The 21,029-nt window shown below is 66.5% G+C and carries 16 protein-coding genes; 8 read left to right on the plus strand and 8 right to left on the minus strand.

Annotated elements, in window-relative coordinates:
- Positions 1-184: 184 nt before the first annotated feature.
- The gene (locus tag BMY06_RS16505; RefSeq protein ID WP_065065560.1) at positions 185-733 is read left to right on the plus strand and encodes a peroxiredoxin; all 549 of its coding nucleotides are present in this window, start codon (positions 185-187) and stop codon (positions 731-733) included.
- 41 nt (positions 734-774) lie between these two features.
- On the opposite strand, the gene BMY06_RS16510 is transcribed toward BMY06_RS16505, so the two are convergent.
- From BMY06_RS16510 to ispD, 3 genes are all read right to left on the minus strand, one after another.
- A complete protein-coding gene (locus tag BMY06_RS16510; protein ID WP_074984184.1) occupies positions 775-1,914 on the minus strand; it encodes an acyltransferase family protein in 1,140 nt (379 codons plus the stop codon).
- Positions 1,915-2,144: 230 nt separating this feature from the next.
- A complete protein-coding gene (ispF, locus tag BMY06_RS16515) occupies positions 2,145-2,633 on the minus strand; it encodes a 2-C-methyl-D-erythritol 2,4-cyclodiphosphate synthase (protein WP_065065562.1) in 489 nt (162 codons plus the stop codon).
- A gap of 33 nt (positions 2,634-2,666) precedes the next feature.
- A complete protein-coding gene (gene ispD / locus BMY06_RS16520) occupies positions 2,667-3,398 on the minus strand; it encodes a 2-C-methyl-D-erythritol 4-phosphate cytidylyltransferase (protein WP_074984185.1) in 732 nt (243 codons plus the stop codon).
- 319 nt (positions 3,399-3,717) lie between these two features.
- On the opposite strand from ispD, the gene mfd reads away from it, so the two are divergent.
- The 4 genes from mfd to mscL all read left to right on the plus strand — a co-directional run bounded on the left by mfd (position 3,718) and on the right by mscL (position 10,362).
- Positions 3,718-7,188 carry a transcription-repair coupling factor gene (mfd, locus tag BMY06_RS16525; protein WP_065065564.1) on the plus strand — a complete coding sequence of 1,157 codons (3,471 nt, stop codon included), beginning with the start codon at positions 3,718-3,720 and terminating at the stop codon, positions 7,186-7,188.
- 216 nt (positions 7,189-7,404) lie between these two features.
- Positions 7,405-8,649, plus strand: a complete 1,245-nt coding sequence (gene argE, locus BMY06_RS16530; RefSeq protein WP_065065565.1) for an acetylornithine deacetylase — start codon at positions 7,405-7,407, stop codon at positions 8,647-8,649.
- Positions 8,650-8,719: 70 nt separating this feature from the next.
- On the plus strand, positions 8,720-9,730 hold the full coding sequence (locus tag BMY06_RS16535) for a threonine/serine dehydratase family protein (protein ID WP_074984187.1): 1,011 nt from the start codon (positions 8,720-8,722) through the stop codon (positions 9,728-9,730).
- Between the two features lie 185 nt (positions 9,731-9,915).
- Positions 9,916-10,362 (plus strand): large conductance mechanosensitive channel protein MscL, encoded by a 447-nt coding sequence (mscL, locus tag BMY06_RS16540; protein WP_065065567.1) that lies wholly within the window; start codon positions 9,916-9,918, stop codon positions 10,360-10,362.
- A 60-nt stretch (positions 10,363-10,422) separates the two neighbouring features.
- Here mscL and BMY06_RS16545 read toward each other — a convergent pair whose 3' ends face one another.
- The 3 genes from BMY06_RS16545 to BMY06_RS16555 all read right to left on the minus strand — a co-directional run bounded on the left by BMY06_RS16545 (position 10,423) and on the right by BMY06_RS16555 (position 14,976).
- Entirely contained in the window at positions 10,423-12,414 is a 1,992-nt protein-coding gene (locus tag BMY06_RS16545) for a hybrid sensor histidine kinase/response regulator (RefSeq protein WP_065065568.1), read from the minus strand.
- Positions 12,415-12,465: 51 nt separating this feature from the next.
- Positions 12,466-12,936 (minus strand): response regulator, encoded by a 471-nt coding sequence (locus tag BMY06_RS16550; protein ID WP_173816768.1) that lies wholly within the window; start codon positions 12,934-12,936, stop codon positions 12,466-12,468.
- A gap of 357 nt (positions 12,937-13,293) precedes the next feature.
- The gene (locus BMY06_RS16555; protein ID WP_074984188.1) at positions 13,294-14,976 is read right to left on the minus strand and encodes a sensor histidine kinase; all 1,683 of its coding nucleotides are present in this window, start codon (positions 14,974-14,976) and stop codon (positions 13,294-13,296) included.
- A 329-nt stretch (positions 14,977-15,305) separates the two neighbouring features.
- Here BMY06_RS16555 and BMY06_RS16560 point away from each other — a divergent pair, with 329 nt between their 5' ends.
- Positions 15,306-15,806 carry a hypothetical protein gene (locus BMY06_RS16560; RefSeq protein WP_065065570.1) on the plus strand — a complete coding sequence of 167 codons (501 nt, stop codon included), beginning with the start codon at positions 15,306-15,308 and terminating at the stop codon, positions 15,804-15,806.
- Between the two features lie 85 nt (positions 15,807-15,891).
- Here BMY06_RS16560 and BMY06_RS16565 read toward each other — a convergent pair whose 3' ends face one another.
- On the minus strand, positions 15,892-18,399 hold the full coding sequence (locus BMY06_RS16565) for an AsmA family protein (protein WP_074984190.1): 2,508 nt from the start codon (positions 18,397-18,399) through the stop codon (positions 15,892-15,894).
- Between the two features lie 177 nt (positions 18,400-18,576).
- Between BMY06_RS16565 and BMY06_RS16570 the strand changes: the two genes are divergently transcribed.
- Complete coding sequence (locus tag BMY06_RS16570; protein ID WP_231957793.1) at positions 18,577-19,338, plus strand: ABC transporter ATP-binding protein; 762 nt, start codon at positions 18,577-18,579, stop codon at positions 19,336-19,338.
- Positions 19,335-20,168: an ABC transporter permease gene (locus BMY06_RS16575; protein WP_074984192.1), complete on the plus strand. Its 834-nt coding sequence runs from the start codon at positions 19,335-19,337 to the stop codon at positions 20,166-20,168. The genes BMY06_RS16570 and BMY06_RS16575 overlap by 4 nt, the downstream gene beginning before the upstream one ends.
- A gap of 70 nt (positions 20,169-20,238) precedes the next feature.
- On the opposite strand, the gene BMY06_RS16580 is transcribed toward BMY06_RS16575, so the two are convergent.
- Complete coding sequence (locus BMY06_RS16580; RefSeq protein WP_065065574.1) at positions 20,239-20,793, minus strand: DUF6013 family protein; 555 nt, start codon at positions 20,791-20,793, stop codon at positions 20,239-20,241.
- Positions 20,794-21,029 lie beyond the last annotated feature (236 nt).

Consider the following 21,029-nt stretch of genomic DNA (forward strand, 5'->3'; position numbering starts at 1 on the left):
CCACTTTTCTTCCGGTCGATTCACGCTCGTTGATTCGCGCCTGCACGGGCGCGGATCAACGCACGCGCGCGTCGAGGCGCACCGTCGCGGCACGCGCCGGCTTCCCCTGCCACAATCTGACGATGGGCCGCGCGCGTCATGCGCGCAGGCGTTCTTGCCCGTCTCGATCCAGGGGTGCAGCGACATGAAAACCATCGGCGACAAACTCGAAGCCTTCACCGTCACGGCCGCCAAACCCGGCTTTAATTTTCCGGAAGAAAACGGCGAATCGGCGTTTCAGGAAATCACCGAGCAAAGTTTTTCGGACAAGTGGAAGGTCATCTATTTCTATCCGAAGGATTTCACCGTGATCTGCCCGACCGAGATCGTCGCGTTCGCGCGGCTTCAAAAGGAATTCGAGGATCGCGAAACCGTGCTGCTCGGCGGCAGTTGCGACAACGAATACGTGAAGCTCGCGTGGCGGCGGGAGAACAAGGATCTCGACCGCCTGAACCACTACGCGTTCGGCGACGTGAAAGGCGAGCTGATCGATCAGCTCGGCATCCGCGACAAGGAAGCGGGCGTGGCGCTGCGTGCGACGTTCATCGTCGATCCGGACAACACGATCCAGTACGTGAGCGTCAACACGCTCAGCGTCGGGCGCAGCGCCGCCGAAGTGCTGCGCGTGCTCGACGCGCTGCAAACCGGCGAGCTGTGCCCGAGCGGTCGCGAGGTGGGCGGCGCGACGCTCTGAGCGGCGTCGTCGGTTAGCCCGGGGTGGTCTCCTGCACTGAATCAGGTCGGGCCGGCGGCCGCGCGCGCCGGCAGGCGTTCGCGGATCGCTCCGGCCAGCGGCTCCTTCCATTCGAGCACGCGCTTTTCCAGCAGACGCCACGACAGATGCGCGAGCAGCACGGATAGCGCGAACTGCACGCCGAGCGCCAGCGCGTCCTGCGCGAGCGGCGGCAGGCCGAGCCGCGTATAGAACACGGGCGCGTCGCCCAGACGCGAGGGCACGAGGTTGTGAAACAGGTAGAAGCCGTAGCTGATCGTGCCGAGATACGCGAGCGGCTTCGTTTCGAGCGCGGCCACCAGCACGCTGTCCTGCGCGCGCACGATCCACAGGAACACCGCGCCGAGCGACATCGCCAGCCCGATATCGAACAAGCCCGGCAGCACCGCGCGCTGCGTCGCTTCGCAGGTCTCGCAGTCGGCGCGCGCGAATGCGAACACCGCGAGGCTCGCGAATGCCAGCGCGAACCATGCCGCGCGCGGCACCGGTCCGTCGATCTGCACACGCTCGCCGCCGATCGCGAGCGCGCCGCCCAGCGCGAGCAGCGCGAAATTCCACGGCGAAAACGCGTAAACCAGCGGCTCGATCGCACCCGTCGCGTAAAGCGCCAGATGCGCGAGCGCCGCCGCCCCGATCATGCCGATGCAGACTCCCAGATGCCGCGACGCGCGCGTGAACAGCAGCACGAACGGCGCGATCAGATAGAACTGCTGCTCGACCGCAAGACTCCAGAAATGCGACACCGTGCCTGGCCAGCCGTCGCGCACCACGCCGATCCAGAAATTAGACAGGAATACGAAATGCCACGCGAGGCCGAGTTCGACATCGCGCTGATAAAACCATGCGTGCGCGATCGTCAACGCGATCAGCAGCAGGTAATACACCGGAAAAATTCGCAGCGCGCGCTTCACGAAAAAGACATACAGCACGGCGTCGCGGCGCGCGCCCTGCCCTTCGACGCGCAGCCGGTTGCGATGCAACTCACCGATGATGAGATAGCCGCTGATCAGAAAGAAAAGCCACACACCGATCTTGCCCGCGTCGATCGCATCGAGATGCGCCTTGTGAGAGAGGAACACCAGCATCACGGCCAGCGCCCGGAGACCGTCGAGGCCTTTCACGCGTCTTTCGAGTACCGTCATTGCCCTTTCCGTTTCCGGTTACGCCATCAGCATAAGGCGACAAAAACGAAAAGTAATCGGCAAGAAAAGCACGGGGCGATGATTGCAGATGCAACCATCGCCCCGAATGTCGAACAGGCACGCGACCTGCTCATGCTGTTGAACGCTTTTGCGGCACGACGCTTGCGCAGCGTGACTCCAGCGTGTGCGCCGTTCAGAAAAGCCCTTGTTTCAAGGGCTCAAACAGCGACTCACCCGATTGAAGCGCGCGTGAGCAACACCGCCGCTTGCGCTTCAATGCCTTCGCTGCGACCGAGATAGCCAAGCTTCTCGTTGGTTTTCGCCTTCACGTTCACGCGATCGAGCGGCAGATTGAGATCTTCCGCGATGCACGCGCGCATGGCGTCGATATGCGGCGAAAGCTTGGGCGCCTGGGCGATCACCGTGCTGTCGACGTTCACGAGCTTGAAACCCGCTTCTTCCACGCGGCGCAGGCATTCGCGCAGCAGCACGCGGCTGTTCGCACCGTAGAACTGCTTGTCGGTGTCGGGGAAATGACGGCCGATGTCGCCGAGCGCGGCGGCGCCGAACAGCGCATCGGTGATGGCGTGCAGCAGCACGTCGGCGTCCGAGTGGCCGAGCAGGCCGCGGTCGTACGGCACGGTCACGCCGCCGATCACGAGCGGGCGTCCCGGGACCAGTGCGTGCACGTCGTAGCCTTGTCCGATTCTGATATCCATGTGTGTTTCCGTGTGGTGAGGCGCGGCGCGCGGTCAGGCGCCGGCAGGCCGGTTGCTGCTGTGACTGAGGATGGCTTCGGCAAGCGCGAAGTCTTCGGGGTACGTCACCTTGAAGTTGCGCAGGCTGCCCTGCACGAGGCGCGGTGAATGGCCGAGCCATTCGATCGCACTGGCTTCGTCGGTGAGATCGTGGCCGTCCTGCTGCGCGCGCTCGATGGCGGTACGCAGCATGCCGATGCGGAACATCTGCGGCGTTTGCGCCTGCCAGAGCCCGTCGCGCGATTCGGTGCGCTCGATGCGCGGGCCGCCCGGCACGTGATGGGGCGCGACGCGTTTGAGCGTGTCGGCGACCGGCAGCGCCATGATGCCGCCGACCGGATCGTCCTTGAGCGCCTCGACAAGCGAGCGGATCAGCGCGGGCGTGATGCCGGGGCGCGCGGCGTCGTGCACGAGCACCCAGTCGTCGTCGGTGGCGCCGAACTCTTCGAGCGCGGCGAGTCCGTTGAACACCGACGCCTGGCGCGACGCCCCGCCGTTACGGCGCACGGCGAAGCGCAGGCCGGTGAAGCGGCGAGCGTCGAAATGAGTATCGTCAGGGGAAATCACCACCAGCGTCTGGGTGAACTCGGAGCAGGCATCGAAGGCGGCCAGCGTATAGTGCAGGAGTTCGCGTCCGGCGACCATTCGATATTGTTTGGGCATGGCCGATCCCGAACGGCTGCCGGTTCCGGCGCAGGGGATCAAGGCAAAAAGGCGTGAGGTCACGGTGTCGCGAGCCGCATGAGTCAAAGTAAAGGACGGATTTTATAATAGGTCCTTTGCCCGCACGGCCATCGCCCGCAATCTGCACGCGGGCGGCGGCCTGGCGGGCACGACGGCAGCCCGTCGCAGACGACGTTCGGGCCGCGCCGGCGCCCGCTGGGAAGCCGCTCGCACGCGGCCCGCAGCGGGTTTTGGCGCGCGCGCAAACCTTACGCTAACGTTACGATTAACTGTCAACCCCGGATCGCATGCTCTCCGCCTCGCGCGCGCCCGCGACTTTTTTGGAGTCCGGCCCGCATCGCGAAGCCAACCTGTTGCCTCTATGTCCGATATCGCCGCATCCTCGCAGTCACCGTCCACGTCTTCGTCACCGGTTGCCGTCGTCAAGCCCGGGCAGCGCTTCTCGTTCGACGGCACGCACGGTTCGTCCGACGCGCTGCTGATCGCCCGCTACCGCGAAGCCTCGCGCGCCGGCGCGCCGCTCCTCGCCGTGATCTGCGCGAGCGCCGTCGACGCACAGCGCCTCGCGCAGGAAATCCCGTTCTTCGCGCCCGAGGCGCGCGTGCGCCTGCTGCCCGACTGGGAAACGCTGCCGTACGACACCTTCTCGCCGCACCAGGATCTCGTCTCCGAGCGCCTCGCGACGCTGCACGATCTCGGCGAAGGCCGTTGCGACATCCTGCTCGTGCCGGCCACGACGGCGCTCTACCGCATGCCGCCCGCCTCGTTCCTCGCGGCCTACACGTTTTCGTTCACCCAGGGCGAGCGGCTCGACGAAGCGAAGCTCAAGTCGCAACTGACGCTGGCGGGCTACGAGCACGTGAGCCAGGTCGTGCGGCCCGGCGAATACTGCGTGCGCGGCTCGCTGATCGACCTGTTCCCGATGGGCTCGCCGCTGCCCTACCGCATTGACTTGTTCGACGATCAGGTGGATTCGATCCGCGCGTTCGACCCGGACAGCCAGCGCAGCCTCTATCCGGTCAAGGACGTGCGCCTGCTGCCCGGCCGCGAGTTTCCGTTCGACGAAGCCTCGCGCACGGCGTTTCGCAGCCGCTGGCGCGAAGTGTTCGAAGGCGATCCGAGCCGCGCGACGATCTACAAGGACATCGGCAACGGCGTGCCTTCGGCGGGCATCGAATACTATCTGCCGCTCTTTTTCGAAGAGACGGCCACGCTGTTCCACTATCTGCCGTCGAACGCGCAACTGGTCTTTTCCGGCGATCTGGAAGCCTCGATCCGCCGCTTCACCGCCGACACGAAGCAGCGCCACAACTTCCTGTCGCACGATCGCGAGCGGCCGATTCTCGAACCGCAGCGCCTGTTTCTGAGCGACGAGGACTTCTTCACGCTCGCCAAGCCGTTCAGCCGCCTCGTGCTGCCCGCCGCAAGCGCGGGCGGCTGGGCCGTGCCGCTGCCGACGCTGGCGATCGACCGTCACGCCGACGACCCGCTCGCGACGCTGCGCAGCTATCTCGACACCACGAAGAACCGCGTGCTGTTCGCGGTGGAATCGGCAGGCCGCCGCGAAACCATCGCGCAACTGCTCGCCGACAACCACCTGCGCCCCACCTCGGCGGACAGCTACGCGAGCTGGCTCGAAAGCGACGAACGCTTCGTGCTCGGCGTCGCGCCGCTGTCGACCGGCTTCGCGCTGCCCGGCGAGCAACTCGCCGTCATCACCGAAACGGAGCTGTACGGCCCGCTCGCGCGCCGCGCCGGACGCCGCCGCCAGGAACAGGCGAGCAACGTCGATTCGATGGTGCGCGACCTCTCCGAGCTGAAAGTGGGCGATCCGGTCGTGCACGCGCAGCACGGCATCGGCCGCTATCACGGCCTCGTGACGATGGACCTCGGCGAAGGCGACACCGAATTCCTGCACCTTGAATACGCGAACGCGAGCAAGCTCTACGTGCCGGTGTCGCAACTGCACGTGATCTCGCGTTACAGCGGCGCCGATCCGGACAGCGCGCCGCTGCACGCGCTCGGCTCGGGTCAGTGGGAGAAGGCGCGCCGCAAGGCCGCGCAGCAGATCCGCGACACCGCCGCCGAACTGCTCAACCTCTACGCGCGCCGCGCCGCGCGCGAGGGCCACGCATTCGCGCTCGAACCGCGCGACTACGTGAAGTTCGCGGAAAGCTTCGGCTTCGAGGAAACGCCCGACCAGGCCGCCGCCATCGCCGCCGTGATCGGCGACATGACGAGCGGCAAGCCGATGGACCGCCTCGTCTGCGGCGACGTCGGTTTCGGCAAGACCGAAGTCGCACTGCGCGCCGCCTTCATCGCCGTGATGGGCGGCAAGCAGGTGGCGATCCTCTCGCCCACCACGCTGCTCGCGGAACAGCACACGCAAACCTTCACCGACCGCTTTTCCGAATGGCCCGTGCGCATCGCCGAACTCTCGCGTTTCAAGAGCGCGAAGGAAGTGTCGAGCGCGATCCAGCAGATCAACGACGGCAGCGTCGACATCGTGATCGGCACGCACAAGCTGCTCTCGTCGGACGTGCAATTCAAGCGGCTCGGGCTCGTCATCATCGACGAGGAACACCGTTTCGGCGTGCGCCAGAAGGAAGCGCTCAAGGCGCTGCGCGCCGAAGTCGACGTGCTCACGCTAACCGCCACGCCGATTCCGCGTACGCTCGGCATGGCGCTCGAAGGCCTGCGCGACTTCTCCGTGATCGCGACGGCGCCGCAAAAACGTCTGGCGATCAAGACCTTCGTGCGCCGCGAGGAAGACAGCGTGATTCGCGAGGCGATGCTGCGCGAACTCAAGCGCGGCGGCCAGGTGTACTTCCTGCACAACGAAGTCGAGACCATCGAAAACCGCCGCGCGATGCTCGAAGCGCTGGTGCCCGAAGCGCGCATCGCCGTGGCGCACGGTCAGATGCACGAGCGCGAACTCGAAACCGTGATGCGCGATTTCGTGGCGCAGCGCGCGAACGTGCTGCTTTGCACGACCATCATCGAGACCGGCATCGACGTGCCGAGCGCGAACACGATCCTGATCCACCGCTCCGACAAATTCGGCCTCGCGCAGCTTCACCAGTTGCGCGGCCGCGTCGGGCGCTCGCATCACCAGGCGTATGCGTATCTGCTCGTGCACGATCCGCAGGGCCTCACGAAGCAGGCGCAGCGCCGTCTCGAAGCGATCCAGCAGATGGAAGAACTCGGCTCGGGCTTCTATCTGGCGATGCACGATCTGGAGATTCGCGGCACCGGCGAAGTGCTCGGCGACAAGCAGTCGGGCGAGATTCAGGAGATCGGTTTCCAGCTTTACACCGACATGCTCAACGACGCCGTGAAGGCGCTCAAGGACGGCCGCGAGCCCGATCTCAACGCGCCGCTCGCGGCGACCACCGAGATCAATCTGCACGCGCCCGCGATCCTGCCCGCCGATTATTGCGGCGACGTGCAGGAGCGTCTGTCGCTCTACAAGCGCCTCGCGAACTGCGAGCACGACGATTCGATCGACGGCATTCAGGAAGAGCTGATCGACCGTTTCGGCAAGATGCCGCCGCAGGCGCACGCGCTGATCGAGACGCATCGACTGCGACTCGCTGCCAAGCCGCTCGGCATTACGAAGATCGACGCGGGCGAGGCCGTGATCGGCCTGCAATTCGTGCCGAATCCGCCGGTGGACGCGATGCGAATCATCGAGATGGTGCAGAAGCACAAGCACGTGAAGCTCGCGGGTCAGGACAAGCTGCGCATCGAAACGCGCAGCCCCGACCTCGCGGTGCGCGTGGCGACGGTGAAGGAAACACTGCGCGCGCTCGGCGCGCCGTCGCGGGCCTGAGCGGCGCGGCGCGCGCAAACGCGCCTGGACGCGTGATGTTTTTTTGGCGGCGCCCGCGCTCACGACGAGCGCGGGCGCGCCATGCTGCGCTGCGCCATCCGTTCTCTTGATCGGCCCGGCAGCGCGCTGCCCGTGCGCCGTCGGGCCTCGCCGTGCTCTTTAGCTTGCGGGATTCTTTTTGGGTAAGATGGAATCCACAGCAAGCCGGAGCCCACCATGACCATCGCCGCTGAATCAGCGCAGTCTTCCTCATCGTCTGCAACGTCCGCGGCAACGTCCGCCGATCTTCCCGCCTCGCTTCCCTGGGTCACCCGCCTCGTGTCGATGGACACGGTCAGCCGCCATCCGAATCTCGGCCTGATCGAGACCGTGCGCGACGATCTGCGCGCGCGCGGCATCGAATCGACGCTCACCTACGGCCGCGACGGCAAATGGGCGAATCTGTTCGCCACGCTGCCCGCGCACGACGGCTCGACGAACGGCGGCATCGTGCTGTCCGGCCACACCGACGTGGTGCCCGTCGACGGCCAGAAGTGGGACAGCGATCCGTTCAAGCCCGAGATTCGCGACGGCCTGCTTTACGGACGCGGCACCTGCGACATGAAAGGCTTTATCGGCGCGGCGCTCGCGCTCGTGCCCGAGATCCAGCAGACGAAGCTCGCCAAACCGCTGCACCTCGCGCTCTCGTTCGACGAGGAAGTGGGCTGCGTGGGCGCGCCGCTGATGATCGAGGAACTCGTGAAGCGCGGCGTGAAGCCCGAAGGCTGCATCGTCGGCGAACCCACCAGCATGCGGCCGATCGTGGCGCACAAGGGCATCAACGCGTATCAGTGCTGCGTGCGCGGTCACGCGGCGCATTCGTCGCTGACGCCGCGCGGTCTCAATGCGATCGAGTATGCGGCGCGCCTGATCTGCTACATCCGCGACATGGCCGACGCGTTCCGCGCCAACGGTCCGTTCGACGAGCTCTACGACGTGCCCTTCACGACCGCGCAGACCAGCACGATCGAAGGCGGCAACGCGATCAACACGGTGCCCGCCGAATGCCGCTTCGCGTTCGAGTTCCGCAATCTGCCGACGCTCGACCCCGACGCGATTTTCGCGCGCATCGAGCAATACGCGCGCGAAACCCTGGTGCCGAAGATGCAGCGCGAAAACCCGGCGGGCGCGATCGAGTTCATGAAGATCGCCGCTGCGCCCGGTCTCGACGACACCGAGCAGGCCGCCGTCACGCAACTCGTGCGCGCCCTCACCGCCGACCAGTCGCGCCGCAAGGTGGCCTACGGCACCGAGGCGGGCCTGTTCGCGCGCGCGGGCATTCCGAGCGTGGTGTGCGGTCCCGGCGACATCGAGCAGGCGCACAAGCCGAACGAGTACGTCTCGCTCGCGCAACTGGCGGCGTGCGAAGGTTTCCTGCGCAAGCTGGTGCGCGGCCTCTCCGTCGACGCGCACGTGCAATAACGGGCGCGCCCGCCGCTTACGCGAGAGAGCCGAGACGAGAGACGAGAGACGAGAGACGAGAAGCGCGCCCATGTCCACCGCCACGCCGCTGCCGACCGACCGCACCATCGACGGTGAAGCCATTCCCTCGCTCGACGAGATCGCCTCGCAGCACTTCGCGCTCACACCATGGGTGCTGCGCACGCCCGTGTTCGATCGCCACGATCTACCGTCGCTCGACGGCACTTTCGTCAACTTCAAGTTCGAACTACTGCAGGAAAGCGGCAGTTTCAAGGTGCGCGGCGCGTTCACGCATCTGCTCGCGCTCGACACCGCGCAACGCAGCGTGGGCGTGACCTGCGTGTCGGGCGGCAATCATGCGATCGCCGTCGCGTACGCGGCGAAGCGTCTGGGCATCAGTGCGAAGGTCGTGCTGTTTCGCACCGCGAGCGAGGCGCGCGTGGCGCAGTGCCGGGACCTCGGCGCGGAAATCGTGCGCGCGAACGACAGCAACGAGGCGTTCGACATCGTGCGCCGCGTGGAAGCCGAGGAAGGCCGCTATTTCGTGCATCCGTTCAACGGTTTTCGCACGGTGCTCGGCACCGCGACGCTCGGCTACGAATGGGCGACGCAGGCGCCGGACCTCGACGCCGTGATCGTGCCGATCGGCGGCGGCGGACTCGCGGCGGGCGTGGCCACGGCGCTGCGGCTCGCGAATCCGCGCGTGCGCGTGTACGGCGTGGAGCCGGAAGGCGCCGACGTGATGAGCCGCAGCTTCGCCGCCAATCACACGGTGCGCATGAGCCAGATGCATTCGATCGCCGATTCGCTGATGTCGCCGCATACGGAGGACTACAGCTACACGCTGTGCCGGCGTCACCTCGAACGCATCGTCACGGTCTCCGACGACGCCTTGCGCGCCGCCATGCGCCGTCTCTTCGACGAATTGAAGCTCGCGGTCGAACCGGCCGGCGCGACGGCGCTCGCGGGCCTCTACGGCCCGTTGCGCGAGACGCTGCAAGGCAGGCGCGTGGGCGTTCTGCTGTGCGGCACCAACACCGATCCGCAGCGTTTTCACGAGCAGATCGCCCTCGCACGCTGAGTCCGCCGGGCGAAAACGGTCCGGGCACGCTGCGTGCATTACCGCAATCCGCGTGACACCCGCAAGCGGACGAATGTCAGGAACTGTCAAATTGCTACCGCACAGCGGGACCGTTCGCTATCATTGCGCCAACGCGTCGTTATATCGCCAGGCCTGTGCCGCCCCGTCCAGAGGAGAGCCCGCTCATGAGCATGATTAAGGAATTCAAGGAATTTGCCGTCAAAGGCAACGTGATGGATCTCGCCGTCGGCGTGATCATCGGCGGTGCGTTTTCGAGCATCGTCAATTCGGTCGTGAAAGACCTCATCATGCCGGTGATCGGCGTCGTCACCGGCGGCCTCGATTTCTCGAACATGTTCGTACGTCTCGGGCATATTCCCGCGACCTACAAGGGCAATCCCGATTCGTACAAAGATCTGCAAACCGCGGGCGTCGCCGTGTTCGGTTACGGCTCCTTCATCACGGTGCTGATCAACTTCATCATTCTGGCTTTCATCATCTTTCTGATGGTGAAGTTCATCAACAAGCTGCGCCAGCCGGAAGCGGCCGCGCCGGCCGAACCGCCGCCCACGCCGGAAGACGTGCTGCTGCTGCGCGAGATCCGCGATTCGCTGAAGAATACGCCGCGCTGAACGCCCGCCGCTCCACGCTCACACAACCCGCGTCGCCGTCATGGCACGCGGGTTGTGTCTTTATTGGCCGATATTTGTGTTGTTCGCGCCGGTCGAGCGTTGCGCGACGGCCTCCTCGATCAGCCGTTCGAGCTGTTCGAAGTTGACCGGTTTCGTGAGATGCGCGGTAAAGCCCGCGTCGAGACTGCGGCGCACGTCGTCGTCGGTGCCGAAGCCGGTCAGCGCAATCGCGGGCGCCGCCGACTCCTTGCGGAACGCGCGGATGAAGTCGATGCCCGAGCCGTCCGGCAAGCCGATATCGCTGACCACCAGATCGAAGCGCCGCGTGGCCGTGAGCGCGAGCGCGCCCGCCACGCTGACCGCCACCGCCACTTCGTGACCGAGCGCACGGATCAATTGCGACATGACCTCCGCCGTGTCCTCGTGATCCTCGATCAGCAGGATGTCGAGCGCGCCCGCATGATGCGCGTCGCCGCGCTCCGCCTGACGCGCCGCGCCCTCGCCCGGCGCCGCCGTGGGCAGCACGATCGTGAAGGTCGCGCCGCAATGCGTGCCCGGACTCTTCGCGCAGACCGTGCCGCCATGCGCCTCGGTCAGCGCCTTCGTGACGGCCAGCCCGAGACCGAGCCCGCCGAACTGCCGCGTCATGTTGTGGCTGCCTTGCTCGAACGCGTGAAAGAGCTTGCCGATCTGCTCGGGCGCGATGCCGATGCCGGTGTCCTCCACCTCGATCACCACATGCATGCGCTCGTCGCGCGTGCGCACGAAAATGTGGCCGCCGTCGGGCGTGAACTTCGCCGCGTTGCGCACGAGATTCCAGAGCATCTGCTGCATGCGCGCGCGGTCGCCGCTCACGTAATGATGCTGCGCGCGCAATTCCACGTGCACGTCCTGCTGCTTGATCTGGATTTCGCTGTGGAACAGATCGAGCACGGCGTCGATCACGTCATGCACATCGACGACATCGAGCGCGAGGCTCAGCTTGCCGTTCGCCACGCGCGTGAGATCGAGCAGATCGTCGATCAGACGCGCCTCGAGTTCGATGTTGCGGCGGATCATCAGCACGCCCGTGCGCGCGGCGTCGGGCAAGCCCGGAATCTGTTCGAGCAGACGCGTGCCGGCCAGCACCGGCGTGAGCGGCGTGCGCAATTCGTGCGACAGCATCGCCAGAAAACGATCCTTCGCGCGATTGGCCTCTTCGGCCGCCTGACGCGCCGCCTGCTCCGAAGCCAGCAACTGGTCGCGCTCCTCGTTGTATTCGCGCTGCGCGTGAATGTCCGTGCAACTGCCGAACCATTTGTTGATGCCGCCGCGCGGATCGCGCATCGCGACGATGCGCACATCGAACCAGCGATACGCGCCGTCGTGGCGGCGAATGCGCAGTTCGTGCCGATATTCGCCGTTGTCGCTGCGGATCGCCTTGAGCCAGGCGTTGCCGATCGCTTCGCGGTCGTCGGGATGCACGGCGTCGAGCCAGCCGAGCGCATGCGTGGCGCTCGCGTCGAGGCCCGTGTAATCGCACCACTGCTTCGAGAGGAAATCGCAATCGCCGTTGGCATCGCAGGTGAAGACGAGGTGCGGCAATGCTTCGGAGAGCGTACGGTAATGCGCTTCGCGGTCGCGCAGCAGCAGCGCCTGATCGGAGTCGCGCTGCAGCGCGACCTGCGAAAGCACGCGCGCGACGGCTTCGGGCAGATAGTCGAGATAGTCGCCGGATTTCGGCACCACGTCGGAGACGCCCGCGCGCAAAGCCGCGATCACGCGCGATTCGTCGGTGAAACCGGTCACGAGGATGGCGGGCACGCGCACGTCGTCGGCGCGCAGACGGCGGAAGAAGTCGAGCCCGGTTTCCGCGCCGTCGAGCTGATAGTCGAGCACCAGCACATCGGGCGTGCGCGCCGCGAGCACGTCGCGCGCGTCGCCGACGCTCGTGCAGGTATCGACGCGCGCGCCGGCGCGCACCAGCGATTTGCGCGCGAGGCGCAGTATGCCTTCGTCATCGTCGACGACGAGCACGTGCGCACCCGTCAATATGGTTGCTTCGTCATTCATGCGCGTCGCGGTCCTTGGAACAGTCTCCAGCTCGTCATCTCCCAACCCCCATCAGGCGCGCGCAAACCGATGCCCCGGCGGCAGCTTCACGACCTGCAGGAAAAACCCGAGCCGGCGCACCGCCTCGATAAAGGCGTCGTACTCGACGGGCTTCGTGATGTAGACGTTGCAGCCCAGCTCGTAGCAGCGCTCGATCTCGCGCGGATCGTCGGTGGTCGTGAGCACGATCACGGGCACCGACGCCGTGGACGGATCGGCCTTCAGCCGCCGCAGCACCTCGAAGCCGTCGACGCGCGGCATCCGCAGATCGAGCAGCACGACGAAATTCGCCAGCGCCTCGCGCGACGGATAGCCCGCCGCTTCGCCCTCGGGCGTGCCGAAGAAATAATCGATCGCTTCCTGGCCGTCGCGAAACCGCAGAAAGTCGTTCGACACGCCCGAGCGACGCAGGTTGCGCTCGACGAGCGTGGCGTGGCCGTCGTCGTCCTCGACCAGCACGATGCTCACGCGCTCGCCCGGCAAGGTCACGCGCGGTTGCGCGCGCGACGGCCGCGGCTCGGTTTGTGCGCCCTGCGCGGCGGATGACGCGGCCGCATCCGAAGCCGGCGCGGCGACCGGATTGTCCGCCGACGATGTTGCCGATGTTGCCGTCGATGCCGATGGTGTCGCTGCCGTCGACGATGCCGCCGACGCTCCCGCCCCCGTCTGATCCCCGCGTGCCATCCCGCTCTCCAACGTGTTCTGATGCGTTTTCGATTGAAACGTCTGTTGAAACATCGATTTTTTGCAGTTTTTTTCCTGTGCGGCGGCGGGACCTCGTATCGCCCGAGGCCTGGCGCTCAAACCTGCACAAACCTCTACATGCCCGCACCAAGCGGCTCATGCCTGCCGCATTGGCGCGTCGGGCAGCGCGATGAAGAAGGTCGAACCCGCGCCTTCTTTCGACTCGACCCACAAGCGCCCGCCATGCCGTTCGGCGATGCGGCGCGCGAGCGCGAGCCCGGTCCCCTGACCCGCCGATTCGCCACCGTGCAGACGCTGAAAGGCGCGAAAAAGCTTCGGCAGATACGCGACCGGAATGCCGATGCCATTGTCGCGCACATAGTAGGTTCGCGTGTGCGCGCCCGGCATGCGCGACGCATCGCGCGCGCTGTCCACGCTGGCTTCGGCCCATTTTTCCGCGTTATTTTCGAACATCGGCGCGAGCGCGCCGTCGCCCCCATCCACCGCGTCGACCGCGCCGATTTCCACCTGACCGGGCCGCGCCGGATCGAGATGCCGCAGCGCGTTATCGATCAGGTTGCCGAAGATTTCTTCGAGCGCCGCCGGATCGCCCCACGCAGGCGGCAGATCGAGCACGTCGATTTGCGCGCGCTGCGCGAGCCCCGCGCCCAGCCCGGCGAGCGCCCGCTCGACGATGCGCCGCACGTTCACGCGCTGCCAGCGATATTCGAGGCGCCCGGCGCGGGACATGCGCAGCAGCGCGTCGATGATCGCCGCCGCGCGCCCCACCGCCTGGCGCAGGAATTGCAGCGATTCGTCCACGTCGCCGTCGAGCACTTCGACCATGCTCGCGTGTTCGTCGGCGGGCAGCCCCGCTGCGTCGATGCGCGTGCGCAGTTCCTCGCACGACACCTGCAATTCCTTCGAAAAACCCTGCAGATTGACGAGCGGCGAGCGCAGGTCGTGCGAGACGCTGTAGATGAACATCTCGTTGTCCTGACTCTCCTGGCGCAGATTGTCGTTCGCGGTCGCGAGGTCGGCGGCGCGCGCCTGCAACTGCAGCTTGAGCGCCGCCTGCTCGCGCTCGGCGGCGCGCAAACGTCGGCTCGTCTGATTGAGCACCGTGTCGAGCGCGGCGATTTCGTCGTCGCCCGCGAGCGGCTGCGCGAGCGGCGCGCCCGCGCCGAGCCGCTCCACGTTTGCGCCGAGCGCCGCGAGCCGCTGGCCGACGTTGCGCGCGAACAGCCACGCCGTCGCGCCCCAGATCAGCATCGAGCCGACCACCGCGACGATCAGCGCATCCTGCTGGCGCTCGCGCGTCTCGCGCAGCGACGCGCTACGCGCTTCGTCGAGGCGGGTTTCGTCGGCGATAAAGGCGGCCAGTTCGTTGCGCACCGCGTCGATTTCGGGCGGCATGCCGTCGCCGGCCGCGCGCACCAACGACGTGGCGCGGCCCTCGCGCAAGGCATCGGCGACCTGGACACACCGCGCGCGCCACGCCCGCCCGTACGCGTGGATGCGCTCGACGCGCGCGTGCTGCTCGGGGTTGTCGTTCACCATGTGCGCGAGCAGCGATACGCGATCGGAGAATTCGGTCCAGACGGCGCGGCGGTCGATGAACGAGGGATCTTCGAGCACGATTGCGGTGCGCACGCGCGCGGCTTCGCGCAGGAGCGGATCGACGAGACTGGTCGCCTGCCAGAGAATCTGCTTGCTGTTGTCGGCGCTGCGCGCGGCCTGCGCGGTCTTGCCTTGCGTGTCGAACACGACGCCGAGCAGCGCCAGTTCGATGGCGCTGGGAATCGCGATCAGCAGGAGCCCCTTGGTGAAGAGTTTCATGACGGTCTGGTCCGGTGGCGGTCTGGGCGACATGCCTTTTGATTAACCGCGGGCGCCAGAGCCAAAACATTATCTGCGCGAATTTAAGAGATGACAACGTGTGTGGCGGCTCGCACCAGGCGATGCGAAAAGCCCGATTTTTCCCGAGAAATCGCCACACCGCACGCGCATGCAGGTCTATTATTGAGACCGGAGACGAACAAAAGTAAGCGAAGGAGCGCCGGGATACCTACATGAGCGCGACGTGCGGTCCGGCATGGCGATTGCCTGTGACAGGTCGGCATGCTACGAAGGATCGACGTGCGGCGCACCAAGCCGGGAGTGGTCGCATGGGAACGCTGCGTGTTTTGCAATCCACCTTTTTCAGGCGAATTTTTATGTCCTTCCCGAAAAAGCGGAAACGCGTCAAGTCGGATGGCGACGAGTCGTTTCTCGCCGTGCTGAATCACTTCAAACCGTTCGGTCAACTCGACACCAAGATCGCGCGTGCGCGCGCCCAGGACGAGCCGGTGCTCTACGCACACGTGCTGCCCGGGCTCGACGTGCTGCTGTGCTGCGTGCGCGGCGCGCAGCCGCCCTATCCGGCGACGAGCGAATTGCGCAGACGCTGCATCGAATCCATCGCGCATGCGCTCGAGCAGCCGATCGAAGGACTCGAAAACGGCGGCTACTGGTACGAGGCGGACGGCTTCGGCTTCCTGATTTTCGCGAGCCGCGCGCGCGCTCGCATCCTGCCCGAGTTCGGCGCGGCGAAACCCGGCGCGGCCTCGCGCAGCGTGACCCGCCGGCAGGACCCGGCCGGCGACCCGATCCCGCGTCAGTTGCGCTGAGTTTCATCAGAAAAAAACGCCTGGCTTTCTCGCCGGGCGTTTTCGCATGGGCGCTCGTCTGTGCGAGCGCCCGAGTGCTTTCCGTTCAGCTCCCCTTGTAGAGCGACTGCATGCCGGGTTGCGTGGTGGGTTGTGAAGATTCCTCGCGCTTCGACGGCGCCGCCGCACCGCCCTTCGCGCCATTCGAACCCGAACCGGAGCTGGACCCGCTCGCCCCCTTCGCGGCCGCCGGCGCGCGCATCTTCTGCCCCGGCGGCGGCGCAACCGGATGCTGGCGAATCTGCGAAAACAACTGCGCGCACGGCAAGGGCTTGTTGTTGCTCGGCGCGATCAGCGGAATCAGCGCCGCGAACGGGTTGAGCAGACCGAGGCCGACCATCGCGCCGCCGCGCAGCGCAAGCGCCGCCGCATCCACGCCCACATGCGGATTCTTGAACGTGCCCTTCACGTAAAGCGGCGAGCGCAGCGAGAAGATCCGGAAACCCTTCGTGTGCGGATGCACCTTCATATCCATCGATTCGTCGCGCAGATCGATCGGACCGTCGATGTCGATCACGGCGTCGTCGGTGTCGAGCGCGAACACGCGCGGATTCACCACGCCGTTGGTCGCCACGAAATCGGCGGCCGCGCAGTTGATGTTGACGTCGCGATTGCCGAACAGCTTTTCGTAGACCACGTTCGCCACGTTCAGCCCGGCCGCTTCCATCAGCAGACGGCTGACCGTGCCTTGCGTGACGAGCGCCTTGACCTCGCCGTTCGACGTCGCGGCGAGCGCCGCCGGCGAGTTGCCGGTCGCGGAGAGCGACGCGTCGCCGTTGACTTCGCCGAGCGCCTGCTGCATCGACTTCACGCCCGGGAACAGCTGCTTGAGCTTCAGATGGCGCGCTTCCACGGTGCCGCGCGCCTTGAGCGGCGCGCCGCTGCCGTCGAGCGACAGACGCGTCGCGAAGGTGCCGCCCGCGACGCCGAACTGCAGCGGCTCGAAGTCGAGCACGCCGTTGGTCATTGTCACGTGCGTGTAGAGGTCCTGAATCGGCAGGCTGCCTTGCTTGATGATGCGGCGGCCCGTGAACTTCACGTCGGCGTCGATGGCTTTCCAGCGGTCGGTCTTGAAAGGCTCGACCGGAATCACGCGGTCGGCGGGCTGCTGCACCGTGTCGCCGCGCTTGGCCTTGCTCGCCTTGCTGTCGGCACCGATGATCGGCGCCAGATCGGAGAATTGCAGCAGGTTCGACACGAGTTCGCCGGAGAGTAGCGGGCGCGGATCGCGCTGCGTGTAGACGAGCGTGCCGTTCAGGTCGCTGCCGCCCACGCGGCCCGTGAAATTCTCGTAGCGGAACACGCTCGCGCCTTTGCGGAACTGGCCGACGAAACGGCCTTCGGTTGCGTACGGCGGCGTTTCCGGCAGCGTCACGCCGGTCAGGTTGTAAAGATGCGCCATGCTTTGGCCCTGGAGCCACAGGCGCAGGTCGACGGCGGCCAGATGCGCCGGGTCCGTCACGGTGCCGACCAGCGCGATATGCATGTCGCCGACACGCACATCGGCCTGTACCGGGAACGGACGCCTGGCGTTTTGCAGCGCGAGCACGCCGCCGAGCTTGCCCTCGCCCGACAGCGCGGTCTTGTTGTAGGTGCCCTTGATGGTCCAGCCGATCGCGTAGAACGGCTCGCTGGTCTGACCGCCCGCCGCCGCGTTCGCGTTGCTCGCGGCGCTCGCGCCGACCGCGGCCAGCTTCGAGCCGATGCCTTGCGAAGCGGCCCCGCCGTCCGACGCCGCCGATGACGCCGACGCGCTCAAAGCCGCGCCCGATGCCGGTCCGGCCGCGCTCGCTGCGCTGGCCTCGCTCGCCGCCGCCGCGCTCGCGGCCGCCGCTTCCGACGCCTGCTGCTTCTCGGCCTGCTGGGCGAGCCGGTTCGCGCCCGCCTTGCCGATCACCTGCGCCGAGCCCTGGCGCGAAGCCGCTTCCTGCTGCTCCATCACCTTGCCGATCGGAATGCCCTGGCCGAGCAGGCTCACGACCATCTTCACGTCGGTTTTCGTCTGCTTGTCGTCGACCGCGATGTTGCCGCTGCCGAACGTGATGTCATGCAGATTGAGTTTCCACGTCGACGGCCCGCTCGACGCGGGCAGCTTGAAGGTCCAGTTGTTGCGGCCATCGGCGAGCCGTTCGATGTCGACGGACGGATTCACGAGATTGATGGCCGGAATCACGATGTCGTGCGCGAGCAGCGGCAGCACGGCCACTTCGAAGTCGATCTCGTCGAGCGTCGCGAAATGCGGCGACTTCGCCCAGTCGGGATTGGCCACCTCGATCTGCGCCGCGGAAAAACGCGGCCAGGGCACCCAGGCGCGCCAGCCCGTTTCGCCGGGCGGACGACGCCAGCCGACCTTCAGATCGCCGACGATGGCGAACGGACGCCCGATCGCTTCGGTCACTTTCTCGTTGACGTAAGGCTTGGCGCGGTTCCAGTCGAAGGTGTAGATAAAGACGGCGAGCGCGGCGATCAGCACGACTACAATCGCGACGAGCCATGCGAAGATCCTGGCGAGTGTGCGGCCGGGGCCGCGGGGCTTGGGTTGCGGTGACGTCATGCGCACTCCGGTTTTTGCATTGTTGTTTCGCCAGCGATACGACAGCAGAAGACGTGCCTGGTTTCTTGCCCGAATGTGCGAATGTGCGAATGTGCGAATCTGCAATCTGCGCTCGCCCGTCTTGTTTGCCATCTTTCAATGAACCATCAAAACGATTCGAAACGTCCCCCCGTTGACGTGAGCGCGCCGCTCGTCGAAGCGCTTGGCCTCGCGCGACGCGACGCACAGCGCGATCAGGTGCTGCTGCAACCCGCCGATTTCGCGCTGCACGGCGGCGAACGCGTCGTGCTCACGGGTCCGTCAGGCTCGGGCAAGAGCGTGTTTCTGCGCGCGCTCGCGCTGCTCGATCCGCTCGACGGCGGCACGGTGCGCTGGCACGGCGAAGCGGTTGCGCGCGCGCAGATCCCGTCGTATCGGCGTCATATTGCGTACCTGCGTCAGCGGCCCGCGCTGATCGACGGCAGCGTCGAAGACAACCTGCGCTATCCCTATTCGCTCGCGGTCTATCGCGACACCCGCTTCGACGCCGCGCGCGTGCACGCGCTCTTCGACGCCACCGGACGCGGCGCCGATTTCCTCACGCGCGCGGCGTCCGAACTCTCGGGCGGCGAAGCGCAGATCGTCGCGCTGGTACGCGTGCTGCAACTCGATCCCGAGGCGCTGCTGCTCGACGAACCGACGGCCTCGCTCGATCCCGAGTCGGCGCGCGAAGTCGAAGCGCTCGTCGAGCAATGGTTCGAGCTTCGGCGCGAGACGCGCGCCACGGTGTGGATTTCGCACGATCCGGCACAGGCCGCGCGCGTCGGCACCCGGCACATCACGATGCGCGCGGGTGTGCTCGATGCATCGCCGGCGCCATCCGCTGAAAAACCTTCCGCTGCTCAACCTTCCGTCGCGCCAGCCGCCACCCGGCAAGCGGCTTCCGGAGAGGCGCAATGAATCCTGGCGTGCTGCAAGACCTCAGTCTCGTCGATGTCGGCATCGCGGCCCTGCTCGTGTTCGTGAACGGCGCGGTCTCGGTGCTGCTCAAGCTCGATCTCGAACGCAAGCTCGCGTGGGCCGCGGTGCGCACCGTCGTGCAACTGCTCGCGATCGGCTACGTGCTCGGCTGGGTGTTCGCGTTCAACCGCTGGTACGCGGTGCTGCCGCTCATGGCGCTGATGACGCTGATCGCCGGCATTGCCGGTTCGCAGCGCGGTGCGCGCACTTACGGCGGCCAGCGTGCGGACAGCATCGTGTCGATCTGGGTCAGCGCGTGGCTCGTGGCCGCCGTGGGTCTGTTCGCGGTGATCCGCATTCGCCCGTGGTACGAGCCGCAATATGCGATTCCGATTCTCGGCATGATTCTCGGCAATACGCTGACGGGCGTGTCGCTCGGCGTCGAGCGGATGATGCAGGAACTCACGGCGCGGCGCGACCGCGTGGAAAGCGCGCTTGCGCTCGGCGCGACGCGTTGGGAAGCGGCTCAGACGAGCGCGCGCGAGGCGGTGCGCGCGGGCATGATCCCGACGCTCAACCAGATGGCGGTCGTGGGCGTGGTGAGCCTGCCCGGCATGATGACGGGCCAGGTGCTCGCAGGCCAGTCGCCGTTGCAGGCGGTGCGCTATCAGATCGTGATCATGTTCCTGATCGCGGCGTCTTCGGCGCTCGGCACCGTCGGCTCGGTGCTGCTCGCGTACCGGCGGCTGTTCTCGCCCGAGCATCGTTTTCTCGCGGCGAAGCTCATTGCGCGCGATGCGCGTGCCAAAGGTGCGAAGGCACGCGTCTAGCGCCGCGCTCGCCGCGTACCGCCCGCACGCTGCACCGCTCGCTGCACGCCTTGCCGCGCGCACGCGCGATTCAGCGCTGCGCCGAAATCGCCAGTTGCGTGCCGTCGCTGAGCGTGACCGTTTTCACGGTGCCGTTGGTCGGCATCGAGAAATGCAGCACTTCGCTATGCGCCACGACTTCCGGACACGACCCGCCGCTCGCGGGCTTGCCGCGCGGCGCCTGCGCGCGGAAGCTCACCTGCACGTTCGCGGTCCCGTCGGCGGCGACGATCGGCGCGAGCCGCACCTGGGTCTGGCGCACCATCGCGCCATTCGCGTCGAGCGGCAGCGAACCGTAATCGGGACAACTCTGCGCGACCGGCACCGCGCCGCCGGGCGGCTGGGTGCGCCAGGTGAAGTCATCGGTGTCGCCGGAACGCAGCGTGCGCGTTTCCTGCGAGTTGCCGTAGAGTTTGGACGTGACCTTCACCGTGTAGCGGATCGGGCCATCGGGCGCGGCCTTCGAGGTCACCTTGATCGGCGTGGTGGCGAACGCCGGCAGCGCGATCGCGCAGGACAACACCACGGCGGCACGGACGAGCACCGCGCGAGCGCGGCGGGAGTGGCTGGAGCTGCTGCAAGACATGCGTCACCTCCTGGCTGGCGCTGCCGTCGCCGCGAAAAACGCGGCCACGGCAGCGTGTGGCGAACTTTCTTTCTTCTGTCAGTCTAGCTTGCCGCGCGTCCGCGTGCGCCCGGCAATGCCATTGCGCGGCCCAGGTTTTATCCCGCTTGCTTTCTCCCACTCGCCAGGCGCGGGATCGGTCGGCGCGCCAGGGCAACCATGCGCCGCGCATGGCTGCCCCGGCGTCGCCGCGTGCG

The organism is Paraburkholderia tropica (genome assembly GCF_900109265.1).
Taxonomy (GTDB): Bacteria; Pseudomonadota; Gammaproteobacteria; order Burkholderiales; family Burkholderiaceae; genus Paraburkholderia; species Paraburkholderia tropica.